Genomic DNA, 15,180 nt, shown 5'->3' with positions numbered 1-15,180 from the left:
CGTACCCTGAGCCGATGGAGTCCCCTGAGGAACTCAGCGCAGCCCTCGACCGCGCGGGGTACCTGCCGGACGGCGGCGTCGCCACGGCGGCGTTCCTGGCGGTCGCGATGGGACGCCCGCTGTTCCTCGAAGGCGAGCCCGGCACCGGCAAGACCTCACTCGCGCTGGCGCTCGCCAAGGCGATGGACGTCCCGCTGATCCGGCTCCAGTGCCACGAGGGCATCGACGCCACCCAGGCGTTGTACGACTGGGACTACCCGCGCCAGCTCATGCACCTGCGCGTGCTCGAAACCCGCGGCGAGGTCGACGAGGCGTCCCTCTACACGCGACGGTTCCTGCTGGCCCGCCCGTTGCTCCAGGCGCTGGAGAACGCCCCGTGCGTGCTGCTCGTCGACGAGATCGACCGGGCCGACGACGAGTTCGAGGCGTTCCTGCTGGAGGTCCTGTCCGAGAACGCCGTCAGCATCCCCGAGTTCGGCGAGATCAGGGCGACCACGCCCCCGCTGACCGTGCTGACCTCGAACCGCACCCGCGAGGTGCACGACGCGTTGAAGCGCCGCTGCCTCTACCACTGGCTGGAGCACCCGGACCTCGAACGCGAGGTCGCCATCCTCCGCCGCACCCTGCCCGGCCTGGACGAACGGCTGGCGCGCAAGGTCGCCGAGGCCGTGCACCGGATGCGGGGCCTGGACCTGCTCAAACCGCCGGGCGTCGCGGAGTCGCTGGACTGGGCGCGCGCGTTGCGGGCGCTGGGGCGCAGCGAGCCGGACGCCGACACGCTCGGCGCGGTCCTGAAGTACCGGGAGGACGCGGAACGCGTCGCCGGGAGCACGATCTTGGGATGACGGAAGCCTGCGTCGGGTTCACCAGCGTCCTCAAGGGCGCCGGGCTGCCGTGCGGGCCCGACCGCGTCCAGGCGTTCCTGAAGGCCACCGAACACGTCGACCTCTACTGGGCCGGGCGCCTCACCCTCTGCGCCGACCCCGACGACCTGCCGCGCTACGACGCCGTCTACCGGGCGTACTTCGGCGGCACCCCGCCCCGTCCGCGCGCGACGGCCGAACTCGACGCGGTGACCGTCGGGGTGGCCGCGTCCGACGTGGAGGTGTTGCAGCACAAGGACATCTCGGAGTTCAACGCCGCGCCGCTGATCGCCCGCCTGCACCCGCTCCCGCCGCGCCGGCGTTCCCGCAGGCTCCGCAGGGCACGCCGCGGCCGCCTCGACCTGGCCAGGACCGTCCGCGCGATGATCGAGACCGGCGGCGAGATCGCCCTCCCGAGACACCGCAGGCGCGGCACCAAAGCCCGCAGGCTGGTGCTGCTGATCGACGTCTCCGGCTCGATGGCCGCCTACTCCGACGCCCTGCTGCGGTTCGCGCACGTGGTGTCGAGGGCCATGCCGGTGGAGGTCCGCACGATCGGCACCCGGCTCACCCGCGTGACCCGCCAGCTGCGCGAACGGGACCCGGAACGGGCGCTGAAGGCCGCGGGCAGGGCCATCCCCGACTACGAGGGCGGCACCCGGCTCGGCGACTCGCTGCGCAGGTTCAACCAGCAATGGAGACAACGCGGCGCGGTCGTCGTGCTGTTCACCGACGGCTGGGAGCGGGGCGACCCGACGTTGCTCGCCACCGAGATGGCGCGGCTGAGGCGGGTGAGCCACAAGGTCATCTGGGCCAACCCGCACGCCGGCAAGCCCGGCTACCGTCCGGTGCAGACCGGGGTGCTGGCGGCCCTCCCGCACGTCGACACCATGATCGCGGGCCACAGCGTGCACGCGCTCGAAGAACTGCTGAAGGAGGTGCGCCGTGCGTGATGTCCTCTACGACCTGGCCGGACGGGTGGCGAACGGCGAGACGGTCGGCGTCGGCACGGTGGTCGCGACCTTCAGTTCCGCGCCGCGGCCACCCGGCGCCGCGATGCTCGTGACCCAGGACGGCGAGGCGGTCGGCAGCGTGTCCGGCGGCTGCGTCGAGGGGGCCGTCTACGACCTCGCGCAGGAGACCTCCGAACCCGTCCTGCAGCGGTACGGCGTGAGCGACGACGACGCGTTCGCGGTGGGGCTGACCTGCGGTGGGATCATCGACATCTACGTCGAGAAGATCAACGCGGAGTCGTTCCCGCAGCTCGCCGAGGTCGTGGAGACCGTCCGCGCCGAGGAACCGGTGGCCGTCGCGACCGTCATCGAACACCCCGGCGGCATCGGCCGCCGCATGGTCATCTGGCCGGACCGCCGGGACGGCACGCTCGGCTCGTCCCGCATCGACGACGCCGTCACCGACGACGCGCGCGGCATGCTCGCGTCCGGCCGCAGCGGCGTGCTCCAGTACGGACCGGACGGTCAGCGGCGCGGCGAGGGCATGAGCGTCTTCGTGAACTCCTTCGAACCGCCGCCGCGCATGCTCGTGTTCGGAGCGATCGACTTCGCCGCCGCGATGGCGCGGCTCGGTGCGTTCCTCGGGTACCGCGTGACGGTGTGCGACGCACGGCCCGTGTTCGCGACACGCAGCCGTTTCCCGGAGGCCGACGAGGTCGTCGTCGCCTGGCCGCACAAGTACCTCCAGGCCGAAGCGTCCAAGCTCGACGAACGCACCGTCATCGCGGTGCTGACCCATGACCCGAAGTTCGACGTGCCACTCCTCGAAGTCGCATTGCGACTGAAAGTGGGCTACGTCGGCGCGATGGGATCCCGCCGGACCCACGAAGATCGACTGAACCGGTTGCGGGACACGGGAATGAGCGAATCCGAACTTGCGGCGTTGTCGTCGCCGATCGGGCTCGATCTCGGCGCCCGAACCCCGGAGGAAACCGCAGTTGCGATTGCCGCCGAGATCATTTCCTTGCGGTGGAAGGGAACCGGTCAGCGACTCACAGGGCTGGAAGTCCCGATTCATCGGTGATCGGGTTGTTGAACCCGCAAACAGGGAGCAAGCTGGAGTGACCCTCGTCACTCAAGGCCCCACCACCCTGGGAGGGTTCGAATGCACATCTCGGTCAACGTCGACGGAGTCACGTACGCCGACGAGGTCGAACCACGCCTCCTGCTCGTGCACTACCTGCGTGAGCGACTGAGCAAGACGGGCACCGTCGTCGGTTGCGACACCGGCAACTGCGGCGCCTGCACCGTCCACCTCGACGGCCACAGCGTGAAGTCGTGCCAGATGTTGGCCGTGCAGGCGAACGGCCACGACGTCACCACCGTCGAAGGCCTCGCTCGCGACGGCAAGCTGCATCCGGTGCAGGAGGCGTTCCACTCCAACCACGCGTTGCAGTGCGGTTTCTGCACGCCCGGCATGATCATGCAGGCGATCGACCTGCTCGCCGACGAACCCGATCCCGACGACGAGACCGTGCGCAAGGGCCTGGAGGGCAACCTCTGCCGCTGCACGGGCTACCAGAACATCGTGCGCGCGGTGCAGGACGCCGCCCAGCGGATGAAACCCGGCGCCGGTCCCGACCAGGAGCGGCACAGCGACGAGCACATCACCGCGAAGCAGCCGGTAGGTGGCGAATGACCGCCACGGCAGAGTCGGAGGTCGGCAAGGCCCGGCTCCGCAAGGAGGACGCCCGGCTGATCACCGGGCAGACGAGGTGGACCGACAACCTGCAGCTCACCGGCATGCTGCACATGGCCGTGCTGCGCAGCCCCGTCGCCCACGCCCGCATCACGAACGTCGACGTCAGCCGCGCGACGGCGATGCCGGGGGTGGCGCTGGTGCTGACCGGGGAGGACTTCGCCGCCGAGCAGGGCTCGCTGCCCTGCGCGTGGCCGATCACCGAGGACATGAAGTCGCCTGCCGCGCCCGCGATCGCGGTGGACCAGGTCAACTTCGCCGGCGAGGCCGTCGCCGTCGTGATCGCCGACAGCGCCTACCACGCCGCGGACGCGCTGGAAGCGATCGACGTCGACTACGAGGACCTCCCCGTCGTGCTCGACATGGAAGAAGCGTTGCGGGACAACGACCTCGTGCACCCCGACCTCGGCACGAACAAGTGCGCGACGTGGGTCTTCGACTCCGCCGAGGCGGGGTCCGGCACGAACGTCGAGGACGAGATCGCCGCCGCCGAGGTCGTGCTCGAGCGGACGTTCAAGCAGCAGCGGCTGATCCCGGCGTTCATGGAACCGCGGTCGGTCGTCGTGGACGTCACCGCCGGCATGTACACCGTCTGGTCCGCGACGCAGATCCCGCACATCCTGCGGTGGATGCTCTCGGCCGTCACGGGCATCTCCGAGCACAAGCTCCGGGTGATCGCCCCGGACGTCGGCGGCGGCTTCGGCGGCAAGCTCCAGGTCACGCCGGAAGAGCTGCTGTGCCTGCTGATCGCGCGCCGGATGGGCCGCCCGGTCAAGTGGACCGAGTCGCGCACCGAGTCGATGCTGTCGGCGCACCACGGCCGCGACCAGATCCAGAAGATCACGATGGCCGCCCGCCGCGACGGCACGGTCACCGGCCTGAAGGTCGAACTGCTCGCCGACATGGGCGCCTACCTGCGGCTCGTCACGCCGGGCGTGCCGATCCTGGGCGCGTTCATGTTCAACTCGATCTACAAGTTCGCGGGCTACCGGTTCGTGTGCACCAACGTCTTCACCAACAAGGTGCCCACGGACGCCTACCGCGGGGCCGGCCGGCCCGAGGCGACGTTCGCCATCGAACGCATGATGGACGAGCTCGCGGTCGAACTCGGCATGGAGCCGATGAAGCTCCGCGAGATGAACTGGATCAAGCACGAGGAGTTCCCGTTCACCACGGTCGCCGGGCTCACCTACGACTCCGGCAACTACGAGGCCGCGACGGCCAGGGCGATGGAACTGTTCGGCTACGACGAACTGCGCGAGGAGCAGGCGCGGCGGCGCGCCGGCGGTGACGTCGTGCAGCTCGGCATCGGGATCTCGACCTACACCGAGATGTGCGGCCTCGCGCCGTCCCGCGTGCTGGGCGCTCTGCGGTACGGCGCAGGCGGGTGGGAGACTGCGTCGATCCGCATGCTGCCCACCGGCAAGGTCGAGGTGATCACCGGGACCTCGCCGCACGGGCAGGGCCACGAGACGGTCTGGTCGCAGATCGTCGCCGACCGGCTCGGCGTGCCGTTCGAGGACGTCGAGGTGCTGCACGGCGACACGGCCACGTCGCACAAGGGCATGGACAGCTACGGGTCGCGGTCGCTCGCGGTCGGTGGCACGGCCCTGGTGCACGCGGCCGACAAGGTGCTGGCCAAGGCGAAGACCCTGGCCGCGCACATGATGGAGTGCGACGAGGCGGACGTGGAGTTCGCCTCCGGCTCGTTCTCGGTCCGCGGCACGTCTACCGCCCGAACGCTCGGTGACGTGGTGCTGGCCGCGCACGTCGCACACGACCTGCCCGAGGGCATGGAACCCGGCATGGACGCCGACGCCACGTTCGACCCGGACAACTTCTCCTACCCGCACGGAACCCATTTGTGCGCAACGGAAGTCGACACCGAGACGGGCCTGGTGAAGATCAGCCGGTACGTGGCGGTGGACGACGTCGGCACGGTCGTGAACCCGTTGATCGTCGACGGACAGGTGCACGGCGGGCTCGCGCAGGGCATCGCGCAGGCGTTGTACGAAGAGGCCACGCACGACGAGATGGGCACGCTGACGACGGCGACGTTCGCCGACTACCTCGTGCCGTCGGCGGCCGACCTGCCGGCGTTCCTGACGGACCGCACCACGACACCCGCGACCTCGAACCCGTTGGGCGCCAAGGGAGTCGGCGAGGCGGGCACGATCGCCTCGACGCCCGCCGTGGTGAACGCGGTGCTGGACGCCGTGCGGCACCTGGGTGTTCGCGACATCGACATGCCGATGTCGCCGGAACGCGTGTGGACCGCGTTGCAGGGTCGTGAGGACACGGGTGCCGGCGAGGTCGCCGCGGGCGGGCTCGGTTCCATCGACGCGCAGGGAGGCCAGGCATGATCCCCGCGGACTTCAGGTACCTGTTCCCGTCCTCCGTGGACGAAGCCGTGCGGATGCTCGCCGAGGAGGGTGAGGACGCCAAGATCATCGCGGGAGGGCAGTCGCTGGTGCCGGTGCTGCGGATGCGGCTCGCCGCACCCACGGCGTTGATCGACATCGGCGGCCTGACCGAGCTGACGGGCGTGCGCGACGACGGCGACTCGTTGCTCATCGGTGCGATGACCACGCACTACGAAGTGCAGCGCGATCACCTCGTGCAGGACCACGCGTTGTTGTTGAGGCTGGTCACGGACACCATCGCCGATCCGCAGATCCGGCACCGCGGCACGTTCGGCGGCTCGCTGTGCCACGCGGACCCGGCAGGCGACCTGCTCGCCCCGGCGCTCGCGCTGGACGCGGTGATGATCATCGCCGGCCCCGGCGGACGGCGTGAGGTGCCCGCGGCGGAGTTCTTCGTCGACTACTTCACGACGGCGCTGGCCCCCGACGAGATCCTGATCGACGTCCGCGTGCCGAAGTACACGGGCTGGCGCGCGCACTACGAGAAGCTCAACCGGGTCGCGCAGGCGTGGTCGATCGTCGCGGTGGCGGCGACCGTCCAGGTGCGGGACGGCGTGATCTCCGCCGCTCGGGTGGGCCTCACGAACGTCGGGTCCGGGCCGGTGCGGGCGGTCGACGTCGAGGCGGCGCTCGTCGGGCAGCCGACCTCGGCGATCTCCGAGGCGGCCCGCCTGGCGTCGTCCGGCGACGGGTACAAGGACAACCTGGCCCGCGTGCTGACCGGCCGCGCGTTGACGGCGGCGGTCGGATGAAGCTGACGCACTCGTTCGCCGCACCGGGTCCGGCCGAGGAGGTGTGGGAGGCGCTGCTCGACCCGGAACGGGTGGCGCCCTGCCTGCCCGGCGCCACGCTGACCTCGGTGGACGGCAAGACGTTCAGCGGGGAGGTGAAGGTGAAGCTCGGCCCGGTGCAGTTGCTGTACCGGGGCAGCGGCGAGTTCGTCGAGGTCGACCCGGTGGCGCGCCGTGCCGTCATGAAAGCCGCCGGCAAGGACACCCGCGGCAACGGCACGGCGTCCGCGCTGGTGACCTTCGTCGTCGGCGACACCGTGGAGGTGGAGACCGACCTGGCGATCACCGGGCGTCCCGCGCAACTGGGCCGCGGCCTGATCGCCGAGGTCAGCGGCAAGCTCGTCGACCAGTTCGCGGAATGCCTGGCGGGCACGCTGAGTTCCGTGGATCCTGACGAGGTGGCGCAACAGCAGCATCTCCGAGTGGTCCCCGACGAGCCGATCGACCTGATCGACACGGCAGGCGTTCCGGTGTTGAAGCGCGTGCTGCCCGTCGCGGCCGCGGCGTTCGCCGTCGTGCTGTTCGTGGTCCTGCGACGCCGGCGGCAGCGCTGAAGCGTGTGGTCCGGTGGCCGGCATTCGTGCTGGCCACCGGCCTTTTGCTGTCCGCGTGCACCGGCTCGCCGACCGTGATCACCTCGGCGCCTCCGCCTGCTTCGACCACGTCCGAGGGGCCGCCCGCGCCCCGGTCGTTCACGCTGACGGCCGGCGGGGACATCTTGATCCACCCGGCGCTGACCGACCAGGCGGTCGCCGACGGTGGCGCGGCCGGGCGTGACTACCTGCCGTTGTTCTCGGGGATCAAGGAAACGCTGAAGGCCGACCTGTCGCTGTGCCACCTCGAGGTGCCGCTGGGGCCCAAGGAGGGGCCGTTCTTCGGGTACCCGGCGTTCCTCGCGCCGCCCGAGGTGGCGAAGGGCCTCGTCGACGTGGGGTACGACTCGTGCTCGACGGCCTCGAACCACACGCTGGACCGGGGTGTCTCGGCGATCACGACGACGCTGGACGCGATGGACGCCGTCGGGCTGAAGCACACCGGCTCGTACCGCACGCAGGAGGAGTCCGCGGCGCCGTTGATCCTGGACGCGGGCGGGGTGAAGGTCGCCCAGCTGTCGTTCACGTACGGCTTCAACGGGATTCCGCTGCCGCAGCCGTGGCGGGCGAACCAGATCAACGCCGCGAAGATCCTCGCCGACGCGCGGGCCGCCCGTGCCGCCGGTGCCGAGGTCGTCGTGCTGTCCGTGCAGTGGGGCAACGAGTACCAGCACGAGGCGACGGCCGAGCAGAAGGCGCTGGCCCGTCAGTTGCTGGCCGACCCGGCGCTGGACCTGATCATCGGGACGCACGTGCACGTCGTGCAGCCGTTCGAGAAGATCGGCGGCAAGTGGGTCGCGTACGGGCTGGGCAACGAGGTCGCCCGGCACGCCGAACCCCGCGGTGTGACCGAGGAGGGCGTGGTCGCGCGCTTCAAGTTCGAACAGGGGCCGACCGGCTGGTCCGTCGTCGACGCCTCCTACACGCCGACCCTGGTCGAGCTGGGGCCGCCGATCCGGCTGGTGGACCTGACCCGTGTGTCCCCGTCCGAGCGCCGGACCGAGGCGATCAACCGGACCGAGGGCATCGTGTTCAGCCTGGGAGCGGCCGAGCAGGGCCTCACCCGAGGCAAGCCGTAGACCGCTCGAAGGTGTGAAGTCGGGCTCCTGATCGGAGCTCCTCCATGTGCGACGGTCGTGTGGTGCTCACCGTCGCTCAATACGCCGCTCTGGGAGCTGCCGAGTCCGGGTACCGCGAGCTCGTGGAAGGCCGCCTGGTCCAGTCACCGGCCGCGTCGACCGACCACAACCACGCCTGCGGCAACCTGATCTCCCAGCTCGCCGCCCAGCTCCCGGCCCACCTCCAGGTCACGTACGCCCCGGAGGTCGACCTGGAACTCGCCCCCGCGGACGCCCCCGGTTTCGTCCGGCGCCCCGACCTGGTGGTGTGCCACCCCGGTCAGGACCTGGTCCCGGCGTCGCGAGTGGTCCTCGCGGTCGAGGTGGTGTCGCCGCACTCGCGCTACACGGACCGCCGGTGCAAGCGCCTCGACTACGCCGAGGCGGGCATCCCGTTCTACTGGCTGGTCGACCTGACCGCGCCGGTGTCGCTGACCGCGTTGCGCCTCACCCCGGAGCGTTCGTACGAGGAGGCGCCCCCGGCCGTCGAGGTGTTCGAGGCGCGCGACCCGTTCCCGTTACGACTGCACCTGGACCGGCTCAGCGGCTGAGCACGCGCTGGAACCGTTCCACCCAGGCCTGGTCGCCGGTCTCGAACTCCGCGATCCGGTCGGGCACCGGCGCCTTCGTGAGCACGGGCAGATACCCGTCCTGCGGCAGCAGCGAATCCGAGGTGACGTCGCCGTCCAGCAACTGCAGCGTGGCCAGCCCGCACGCGTAGTCGAGCTCCGGCAACGCGGCGGCGAGCGCGACCCCGGCCGCCATCCCGACGGACGTCTCCAACGCCGACGACACCACGCACGGCAACCCGCACGCCTCGGCGACCTCGAGAGCCCTCCGCACCCCGCCGAGCGGCGCCACCTTGATCACCGCGATGTCCGCTGCCCCCGCCACGGCGACCTTCACCGGGTCCTCGGCCTTGCGGATCGACTCGTCCGCGGCGATCGGCACGGTCACCTTCCGGCGCACGGCGGCCAGTTCGTCCAACGTGTGACACGGCTGTTCCACGTACTGAAGCCCACCGGCGGCCCTGTCCATCGCCCTGATGGCCGTGACAGCCGTGTCGACGTCCCACATCATGTTCGCGTCGACCCGGACGAACCCGTTGGGCCCCAGCGCATCCCGCACGGCCTCAAGCCGCGCGCAGTCCTCTTCGAGCGTCGACTCGGCCACCTTCACCTTGGCCGTCGAACACCCGGACCCGCTGACGATCTCGTGGGCCCGCTCCGGACCGACCACGGGCACGGTGCAGTTGACCGGAACGCGGTCCCTGACCGGCTCCGGCCACCCGACGTTCGCGGCCTCCACCGCACAGGCCAGCCAGGCCTGCGCCTCCTCGTCGCCGTACTCCTCGAACGGGCAGAACTCGCCCCACCCGGCCGGACCTTCGAACAGCAGCCCGGTCCGCGCGGTGATGCCGCGGAACCGGGTGCGCATCGGAATGGAGTAGACGTGCACGCCCCGATTCAAGCGCACCGCTGGAACTCCAGCGAATGCCCACCCCCGCGCAGGTTGACCGTCCCCACCGGCTGCAGGGCCAGCAACGTGCACACGATCTGCTGCACAGCGGCCGCGCTGAGCTGCGACACGTCACTGGCGACGGTGACGTCCAACCCGTTGCCGACGCGGTCGACCGTCGCGGGCGCGGCGTCGAACGGCACCTCACTGGTGAGCCCGCGCGCCTGCTCGTCCGCGCTCGGCCCCTGGGCGAGCAACGCCACGACGTCCCGCCCGCTCAGACTGCCCTGGGGGCGCGGCACCGGCACGACCTGGCCGCCGAGGAGCCAGAAGAGCGAGGGCGAGGTGTTCTCGACGGGCCCGCTGGGGGCTTCGAGGCCGGGGATCGGGTCGGTCGGGCGGATGCCGCACGCCGTGAGCACGGCCAGCACGAGCGCCACGACCCCCACAGCCCGCCCGAGCCACACCACGCGCTCGACCCGAGCCGCCTGCGCAGGCGGGACGGCCCGCCCAGACCTGGCTCGCTGCCCAAGCCGGACCGCCTGCCGGAGTCCGGCTGCCTGCCCAAGCCCGACCGCCTCCCCAGGCCTGGCTCGCCGCCCGAGCCGAGCCAGCCGCCCGAACCCGACCGCTTGCTCGACTCCGGCCTCTTGCTCGAGTCCGGCCTCTTGCACGACTCCGGCCTCTTGCACGACTCCGGCCTGCTGTTCGAACCGAGCCGCGTGCCCAAGCTCGGCCACCTGCCCGAACCTGACCACCCGCCGGGGCCGGGCCTGCTGCCTGCGCCCGGCCTCTTTCCCACGCCCGACCGCCTGTCCCAGTCCATTCACCTGCCCAGGTCCGCCGCGCCGCCCGAACCGGGCCATCCGCCCAAGCTCGCGCAGGCGTCCCCTCCAGGGGGTCCCCCTGAATTCATCCTCCCAGCCACCACCGACAGTCCCCGGCTTCACTCCTCACCACCCAGCGGCAGCCGCAGCGTGAACAACGCCCCGCCTCCAGGCCGGTTCGCCGCCGTCAGCGTCCCCCCGTGCAGCCGCGCGTTCTCCCACGCGATCGCGAGTCCCAGCCCCGACCCCTCCGACCGGCCGCGAGCCGAGTCCGCCTTGTAGAACCGCGCGAACACGTGCGGCAGCACCTCCTCCGGCAGCCCGGGCCCGGCGTCCGCCACGTGGATCACCAGCGACGACCCCGCCACCGACAGCACCAGCGACACCGGTGGCGCGCCGTGCCGAAGGGCGTTGCCGACCAGATTCGCCACGATCACGTCGAGCCGGCGCGGGTCCAGCCGCGCCCGCACGCCGTCCGGCAGGGTCGCGGTGACGTCGGAGAACCCGCGCATCCGCAGGCACGTCCGCACCACCTCGGCCACGTCGACGTCGTCCAGCGCGAGCGCAGCCGTGCCGGAGTCGAAGCGGGTGACCTCGATCAGGTCGTTGACCAGGCGCGTCAGGTTCAGCGTCTCGCGGTTCACCAGGCGGGCGGCCTGGCCCGCGACGCCCGGCAGCGAGGCGGTCTCGGCGTCCAGGACGTCGGTCACGGCCGTCATCGCGGCCAGCGGGGTGCGCAGTTCGTGCGACACGTCCGCCACGAACCGGCGCGCGTCCGCCTCCATCCTGGTCAGCTCGCCGACGTGGTGCTCGAGGGCAGAGGCCGTGGTGTTGAAGGTCGACGCGACCAACGCCAGTTCGTCCCGCCCGCGCACCGGCACCCGCGCGGTCAGGTCGCCCTGGCCGAGCTTCCACGCGGCCAGTTGCAACTCGCGGACAGGCCGCAACACACCCCGCGCGGCCAGAAAACCCAGGCCCAGAGCCAGCAAGAGCACCGCTGAGCCGATCAGCCACGCGTTGCGGGCCAGTTCGTCGACGACCTGGATCTCCGACGTGAACGGCCGCAGCACGTACACCTCGGCGCCGGACGCCCGCGACGAACCGTCCGCCGCCACCCGCAGCTGCATGCCCACCACGAGCCACACTCCGTCGCCGTAGGACACGCGCTGCCAGCCGACGCGTCCGGACGACACGAGCGAACGCAGCTCGGCGGTGATCACCGACGGGTCCATGCCGCCGGCGGAGATGCCGTCGCCGTAAGCGATCGCGGAACCCTCGCGGCCCGACACGCGGCCGGCGATGCGTTCCAGGGCGGCGTGGTCGAACGCCCGCGCGGGCAGCGGGTAGAGCTGCTCGACGCGGTTCGTGGTCTCGATGACGGCGTTGTCCTGGGCGCGTTGCACGATCGCGTCGCGGGCGCGCACGTACCCCGCGCCGGCGACGGCCGCGGCCGTCACGATGGTCAGCAGGCCCATCGCCAGCAGCAGCCGCAGGCGGAGCGTCACAGCGGTCCGAAGCGGTAGCCGAAGCCCCGCACGGTCTGGACGTACACGGGCGCCGCAGGGTCGTCCTCGATCTTCGAGCGCAGCCGCTGCACGCACGCGTCCACCAGCCGCGAGTCACCGAGATAACCCTGGTCCCACACCGAACCCAGCAGTTGCTGCCGCGACATCACGCGGCCCGGTGACGACGAGAGTTCCAGCAGCAGGCGCAGTTCCGTGGGCGCGAGCGAGACCGGCCGGCCGAAGCGCGTCACCACGAGGCCGTCGCGGTCGATCGTGAGGTCGCCGTGGCGTTCGGCCACGACCTCGGCGACCGGGGCGGCGGACGAGCGGCGCAGCACCGCGCGGATGCGGGCCTCCAGCACGCGGGCCTGGGCCGGCTTGACCACGTAGTCGTCGGCGCCCGCCTCCAGGCCCGCGACCACGTCGATGTCGTCGTTGCGCGCCGTCAGCATGATGATCGGCAGGTCACCGGTGGCGCGGATGCGGCGGCACACCTCGAACCCGTCCACGCCCGGCAGCATCAGGTCCAGCACCACGACGTCGGGCGTGACGCTGCTCAACAGGTCGAGGCCCTCCTCGCCGGTGGGCACCGCGTCCACGGTGTGGCCCTGGTAGGTCAGGGCGAGCGACAGTCCCTCGCGGACCGCCTCGTCGTCCTCGATCAGCAGTACGCGCGGCATGCCCTCCAGCTTTCCGGACGGGTCTCATGGGGACGTTCTTGCGACGTCATCGTTGCGTAACGACCTCCCGTGCGCAGTTGTTGCCCGGCCATCACGCCGTGCGGACACGCATCCGACAGCCTCTGCGACATGCGAAAATCCCTGTTGACGACGATCTTCGCGGTGGCTGCGGTGATCACCGCCGGCACCCCGGCGCACGCCATCAGGGGAGGCGACGAGGCCCCGCAGGCCTACCGCTTCTCCGGCTCCCTGCAACGTCCCGACTCGCCCCGCCCGGACGGCCACACGTGCGGTGTCACGCTGGTCGCGCCGCAGTGGGCGGTCACGGCGGGTCACTGCACCCGCAACAACCCGAGCCTCGCCCAGGTCGGCAGGCCGAAGGACTGGTCGGTGCGGCTCGGCACGCTCGACGCGGGCAGCGGCGGCGAGGTGATCGCGGTCGAACGCTTCATCACCTACTCACCGCACCCGGTCCAGGACGGCGACATCGGCCTGCTGAAGCTGAAGCGACCGGCGAAGACGGAGCCCGTGGCGTTGCCGGACGCGAGGCCCGCCGACGGCACGCGGGCGCGCATCCTCGGCTGGGGCATGACGTGCGACCGCCGCGTCCCCGAGTGCTACCCGCAGAAGCTGCGCGAGGCCGACACGGTCATCCAGCCCGCGTCCGCCTGCGACGGCATCCACGCCGACCGTGAGCTGTGCATCGGCGCGCTGGACGGCAGCGTCGCCGCCACCAACATGGACTCCGGCGGCCCCGCACTCGTCCGCGACGGCGCCCGCTGGGTGATGGCGGGCCTGGTCAGCGGTTCGGGTGGCGACGACCGGCCCGTCATGTACACCGACGTGCACCACTTCAAGGGGTGGGTCGCCGACGTCGTCACCGGCCGCCTGAACCCGCCGGACACCCCGGTGCCGAACCTCGAAGGCGCCGCATCGCTCGGTGGCGTCTGCTCGGGTTCGGTCGTCCGGACCTCGAAGACCAGGGAGGACGACCCCGCGCTGCTGCTCACCAACGGCCACTGCGTCCCCGAACGCCCCGCACCGGGCGAGACCCTGCGGAACGTGCCGCTGGAGATCCCCGTGACCATCGGCGACCGCCAGGGCTACCCGCAGGCCGAGGTGAAGACGACGCACCTGCTGCGCGCGTCCATGTCCGGCACCGACACCGCGCTCTTCCAGCTCGACCGGACCTACGCGCAGCTCAGGGCCGCGCGCGTGAAGGTCTTCACGCTCGCGGACCGGTCCGCACGGCCCGGCGAGCGCGTCGACGTCATCTCGGCGGGCAACGGCAACCGCTTCCAGTGCACGATCGAGGCTGTTGTCCCGCATCTGCGCGAAGAGGGCTACACGCAGGACAACGCCTATCGCTACAACCCCGAGTGCACGCCGTCGCACGGTGGTTCCGGTGCGCCGATCGTGCTGCGGGACGGCGTCACCGTCGTCGGAGTGCACAGCACCGGCAACGACAGCGGTGAGCAGTGCACGGCCGACAACCCCTGCGAGGTCGCAGCGGACGGCTCGGTGACCGTGCGCCAAGGCGCCCGCTACGGCCAGCAGGTCAAGCACCTAGCCTCTTGCGCACCAGTGCGGACGCCTGATCGACCACGACCACCAGCACCACGAGGATGTGCGTGACCATCTCGTCGAACCGGACCAGCTTGATCGACTGGTTGACGAGGAACCCGATGCCGCCCGCGCCGACCGGGCCGAGGACGAGCGACGACCGCACGTTCACGTCCAGCCGGTAGAGCAGGAGTCCCGCCGGCGACGGCAACACGGTCGGGAGCACCGCGTGCAGCGCGACCTGCGGACCGGAAGCACCGGTCACCCGCACCGCGTCGCGCGGCCCGCGGTCGCTCTCGTCCATCGCCTCGGCCCAGAGCCTGCCCATGACGCCGGTGTTGTGGAACACCAGCGCCGGCACGCCCGCGAACGGCCCGAGCCCCACCGCCGTCACGAAGATCAACGCGAACACCACGTCCGGCACCGCCCGCAGGAACGACAGCGCCGCGCGTGCCGACTGCTGCGCCCACGCGGCGGAAGTCGTTGCCCTGGAAGCGAGAAGTGCCAGTGCGAGCGCGAACGGGATGGAGAACGTGGTGCCCGGCAGTCCGATGTGGAGCGTGATCACGGCTGCCTCCGAGGACTTCCCGAGCATCGAGAACTCCTCGAGATCGCTTTGGGAGCACCACTTCCGCGGGAACACCCTT

General features: G+C 71.2%; 15 protein-coding genes. 10 read left to right on the top strand and 5 right to left on the bottom strand.

Annotated features, from left to right (window positions below; translation table 11 throughout):
- Nucleotides 1-14: 14 nt before the first annotated feature.
- From QSK25_RS28530 to QSK25_RS28490, 9 genes are all read left to right on the top strand, one after another.
- On the top strand, nucleotides 15-845 hold the full coding sequence (locus QSK25_RS28530; protein ID WP_285642792.1) for an AAA family ATPase: 831 nt from the start codon (nucleotides 15-17) through the stop codon (nucleotides 843-845).
- Nucleotides 842-1,816, top strand: a complete 975-nt coding sequence (locus QSK25_RS28525) for a vWA domain-containing protein (protein WP_285642791.1) — start codon at nucleotides 842-844, stop codon at nucleotides 1,814-1,816. The genes QSK25_RS28530 and QSK25_RS28525 overlap by 4 nt, the downstream gene beginning before the upstream one ends.
- Nucleotides 1,809-2,900: an XdhC family protein gene (locus QSK25_RS28520; protein ID WP_285642790.1), complete on the top strand. Its 1,092-nt coding sequence runs from the start codon at nucleotides 1,809-1,811 to the stop codon at nucleotides 2,898-2,900. Before QSK25_RS28525 ends, QSK25_RS28520 begins: the two co-directional genes overlap by 8 nt.
- 81 nt (nucleotides 2,901-2,981) lie before the next feature.
- Entirely contained in the window at nucleotides 2,982-3,515 is a 534-nt protein-coding gene (locus QSK25_RS28515; RefSeq protein WP_285642789.1) for a (2Fe-2S)-binding protein, read from the top strand.
- Complete coding sequence (locus QSK25_RS28510; protein WP_285642788.1) at nucleotides 3,512-5,938, top strand: xanthine dehydrogenase family protein molybdopterin-binding subunit; 2,427 nt, start codon at nucleotides 3,512-3,514, stop codon at nucleotides 5,936-5,938. The genes QSK25_RS28515 and QSK25_RS28510 overlap by 4 nt, the downstream gene beginning before the upstream one ends.
- Nucleotides 5,935-6,750 carry an FAD binding domain-containing protein gene (locus QSK25_RS28505; RefSeq protein WP_285642787.1) on the top strand — a complete coding sequence of 272 codons (816 nt, stop codon included), beginning with the start codon at nucleotides 5,935-5,937 and terminating at the stop codon, nucleotides 6,748-6,750. Before QSK25_RS28510 ends, QSK25_RS28505 begins: the two co-directional genes overlap by 4 nt.
- Nucleotides 6,747-7,343 (top strand): SRPBCC family protein, encoded by a 597-nt coding sequence (locus QSK25_RS28500; RefSeq protein ID WP_285642786.1) that lies wholly within the window; start codon nucleotides 6,747-6,749, stop codon nucleotides 7,341-7,343. Before QSK25_RS28505 ends, QSK25_RS28500 begins: the two co-directional genes overlap by 4 nt.
- A gap of 26 nt (nucleotides 7,344-7,369) precedes the next feature.
- On the top strand, nucleotides 7,370-8,461 hold the full coding sequence (locus tag QSK25_RS28495) for a CapA family protein (RefSeq protein ID WP_285642785.1): 1,092 nt from the start codon (nucleotides 7,370-7,372) through the stop codon (nucleotides 8,459-8,461).
- A 44-nt stretch (nucleotides 8,462-8,505) separates the two neighbouring features.
- The gene (locus QSK25_RS28490) at nucleotides 8,506-9,051 is read left to right on the top strand and encodes a Uma2 family endonuclease (RefSeq protein ID WP_285642784.1); all 546 of its coding nucleotides are present in this window, start codon (nucleotides 8,506-8,508) and stop codon (nucleotides 9,049-9,051) included.
- Here QSK25_RS28490 and QSK25_RS28485 read toward each other — a convergent pair.
- The 4 genes from QSK25_RS28485 to QSK25_RS28470 form a co-directional block, all read right to left on the bottom strand.
- Complete coding sequence (locus QSK25_RS28485) at nucleotides 9,041-9,958, bottom strand: o-succinylbenzoate synthase (RefSeq protein ID WP_285642952.1); 918 nt, start codon at nucleotides 9,956-9,958, stop codon at nucleotides 9,041-9,043. The two genes, QSK25_RS28490 and QSK25_RS28485, sit on opposite strands and share 11 nt — an antisense overlap.
- A gap of 8 nt (nucleotides 9,959-9,966) precedes the next feature.
- Nucleotides 9,967-10,698, bottom strand: coding sequence for a GerMN domain-containing protein (locus tag QSK25_RS28480; RefSeq protein WP_285642783.1), 732 nt, complete (start codon nucleotides 10,696-10,698; stop codon nucleotides 9,967-9,969).
- Between the two features lie 206 nt (nucleotides 10,699-10,904).
- On the bottom strand, nucleotides 10,905-12,260 hold the full coding sequence (locus tag QSK25_RS28475) for an ATP-binding protein (protein WP_285642951.1): 1,356 nt from the start codon (nucleotides 12,258-12,260) through the stop codon (nucleotides 10,905-10,907).
- A 26-nt stretch (nucleotides 12,261-12,286) separates the two neighbouring features.
- On the bottom strand, nucleotides 12,287-12,970 hold the full coding sequence (locus QSK25_RS28470; protein WP_285642782.1) for a response regulator: 684 nt from the start codon (nucleotides 12,968-12,970) through the stop codon (nucleotides 12,287-12,289).
- Between the two features lie 129 nt (nucleotides 12,971-13,099).
- On the opposite strand from QSK25_RS28470, the gene QSK25_RS28465 reads away from it, so the two are divergent.
- Nucleotides 13,100-14,605, top strand: coding sequence for a trypsin-like serine protease (locus QSK25_RS28465; RefSeq protein ID WP_285642781.1), 1,506 nt, complete (start codon nucleotides 13,100-13,102; stop codon nucleotides 14,603-14,605).
- On the opposite strand, the gene QSK25_RS28460 is transcribed toward QSK25_RS28465, so the two are convergent.
- Entirely contained in the window at nucleotides 14,529-15,128 is a 600-nt protein-coding gene (locus QSK25_RS28460) for a PhnE/PtxC family ABC transporter permease (protein ID WP_285642779.1), read from the bottom strand. The genes QSK25_RS28465 and QSK25_RS28460 overlap by 77 nt on opposite strands.
- Between the last annotated feature and the right edge of the window lie 52 nt (nucleotides 15,129-15,180).

The organism is Lentzea sp. NBRC 102530 (assembly GCF_030269365.1).
Classification (GTDB): domain Bacteria; phylum Actinomycetota; class Actinomycetes; order Mycobacteriales; family Pseudonocardiaceae; genus Lentzea.
This window is presented reverse-complemented; position numbering and strand designations above follow the sequence as displayed.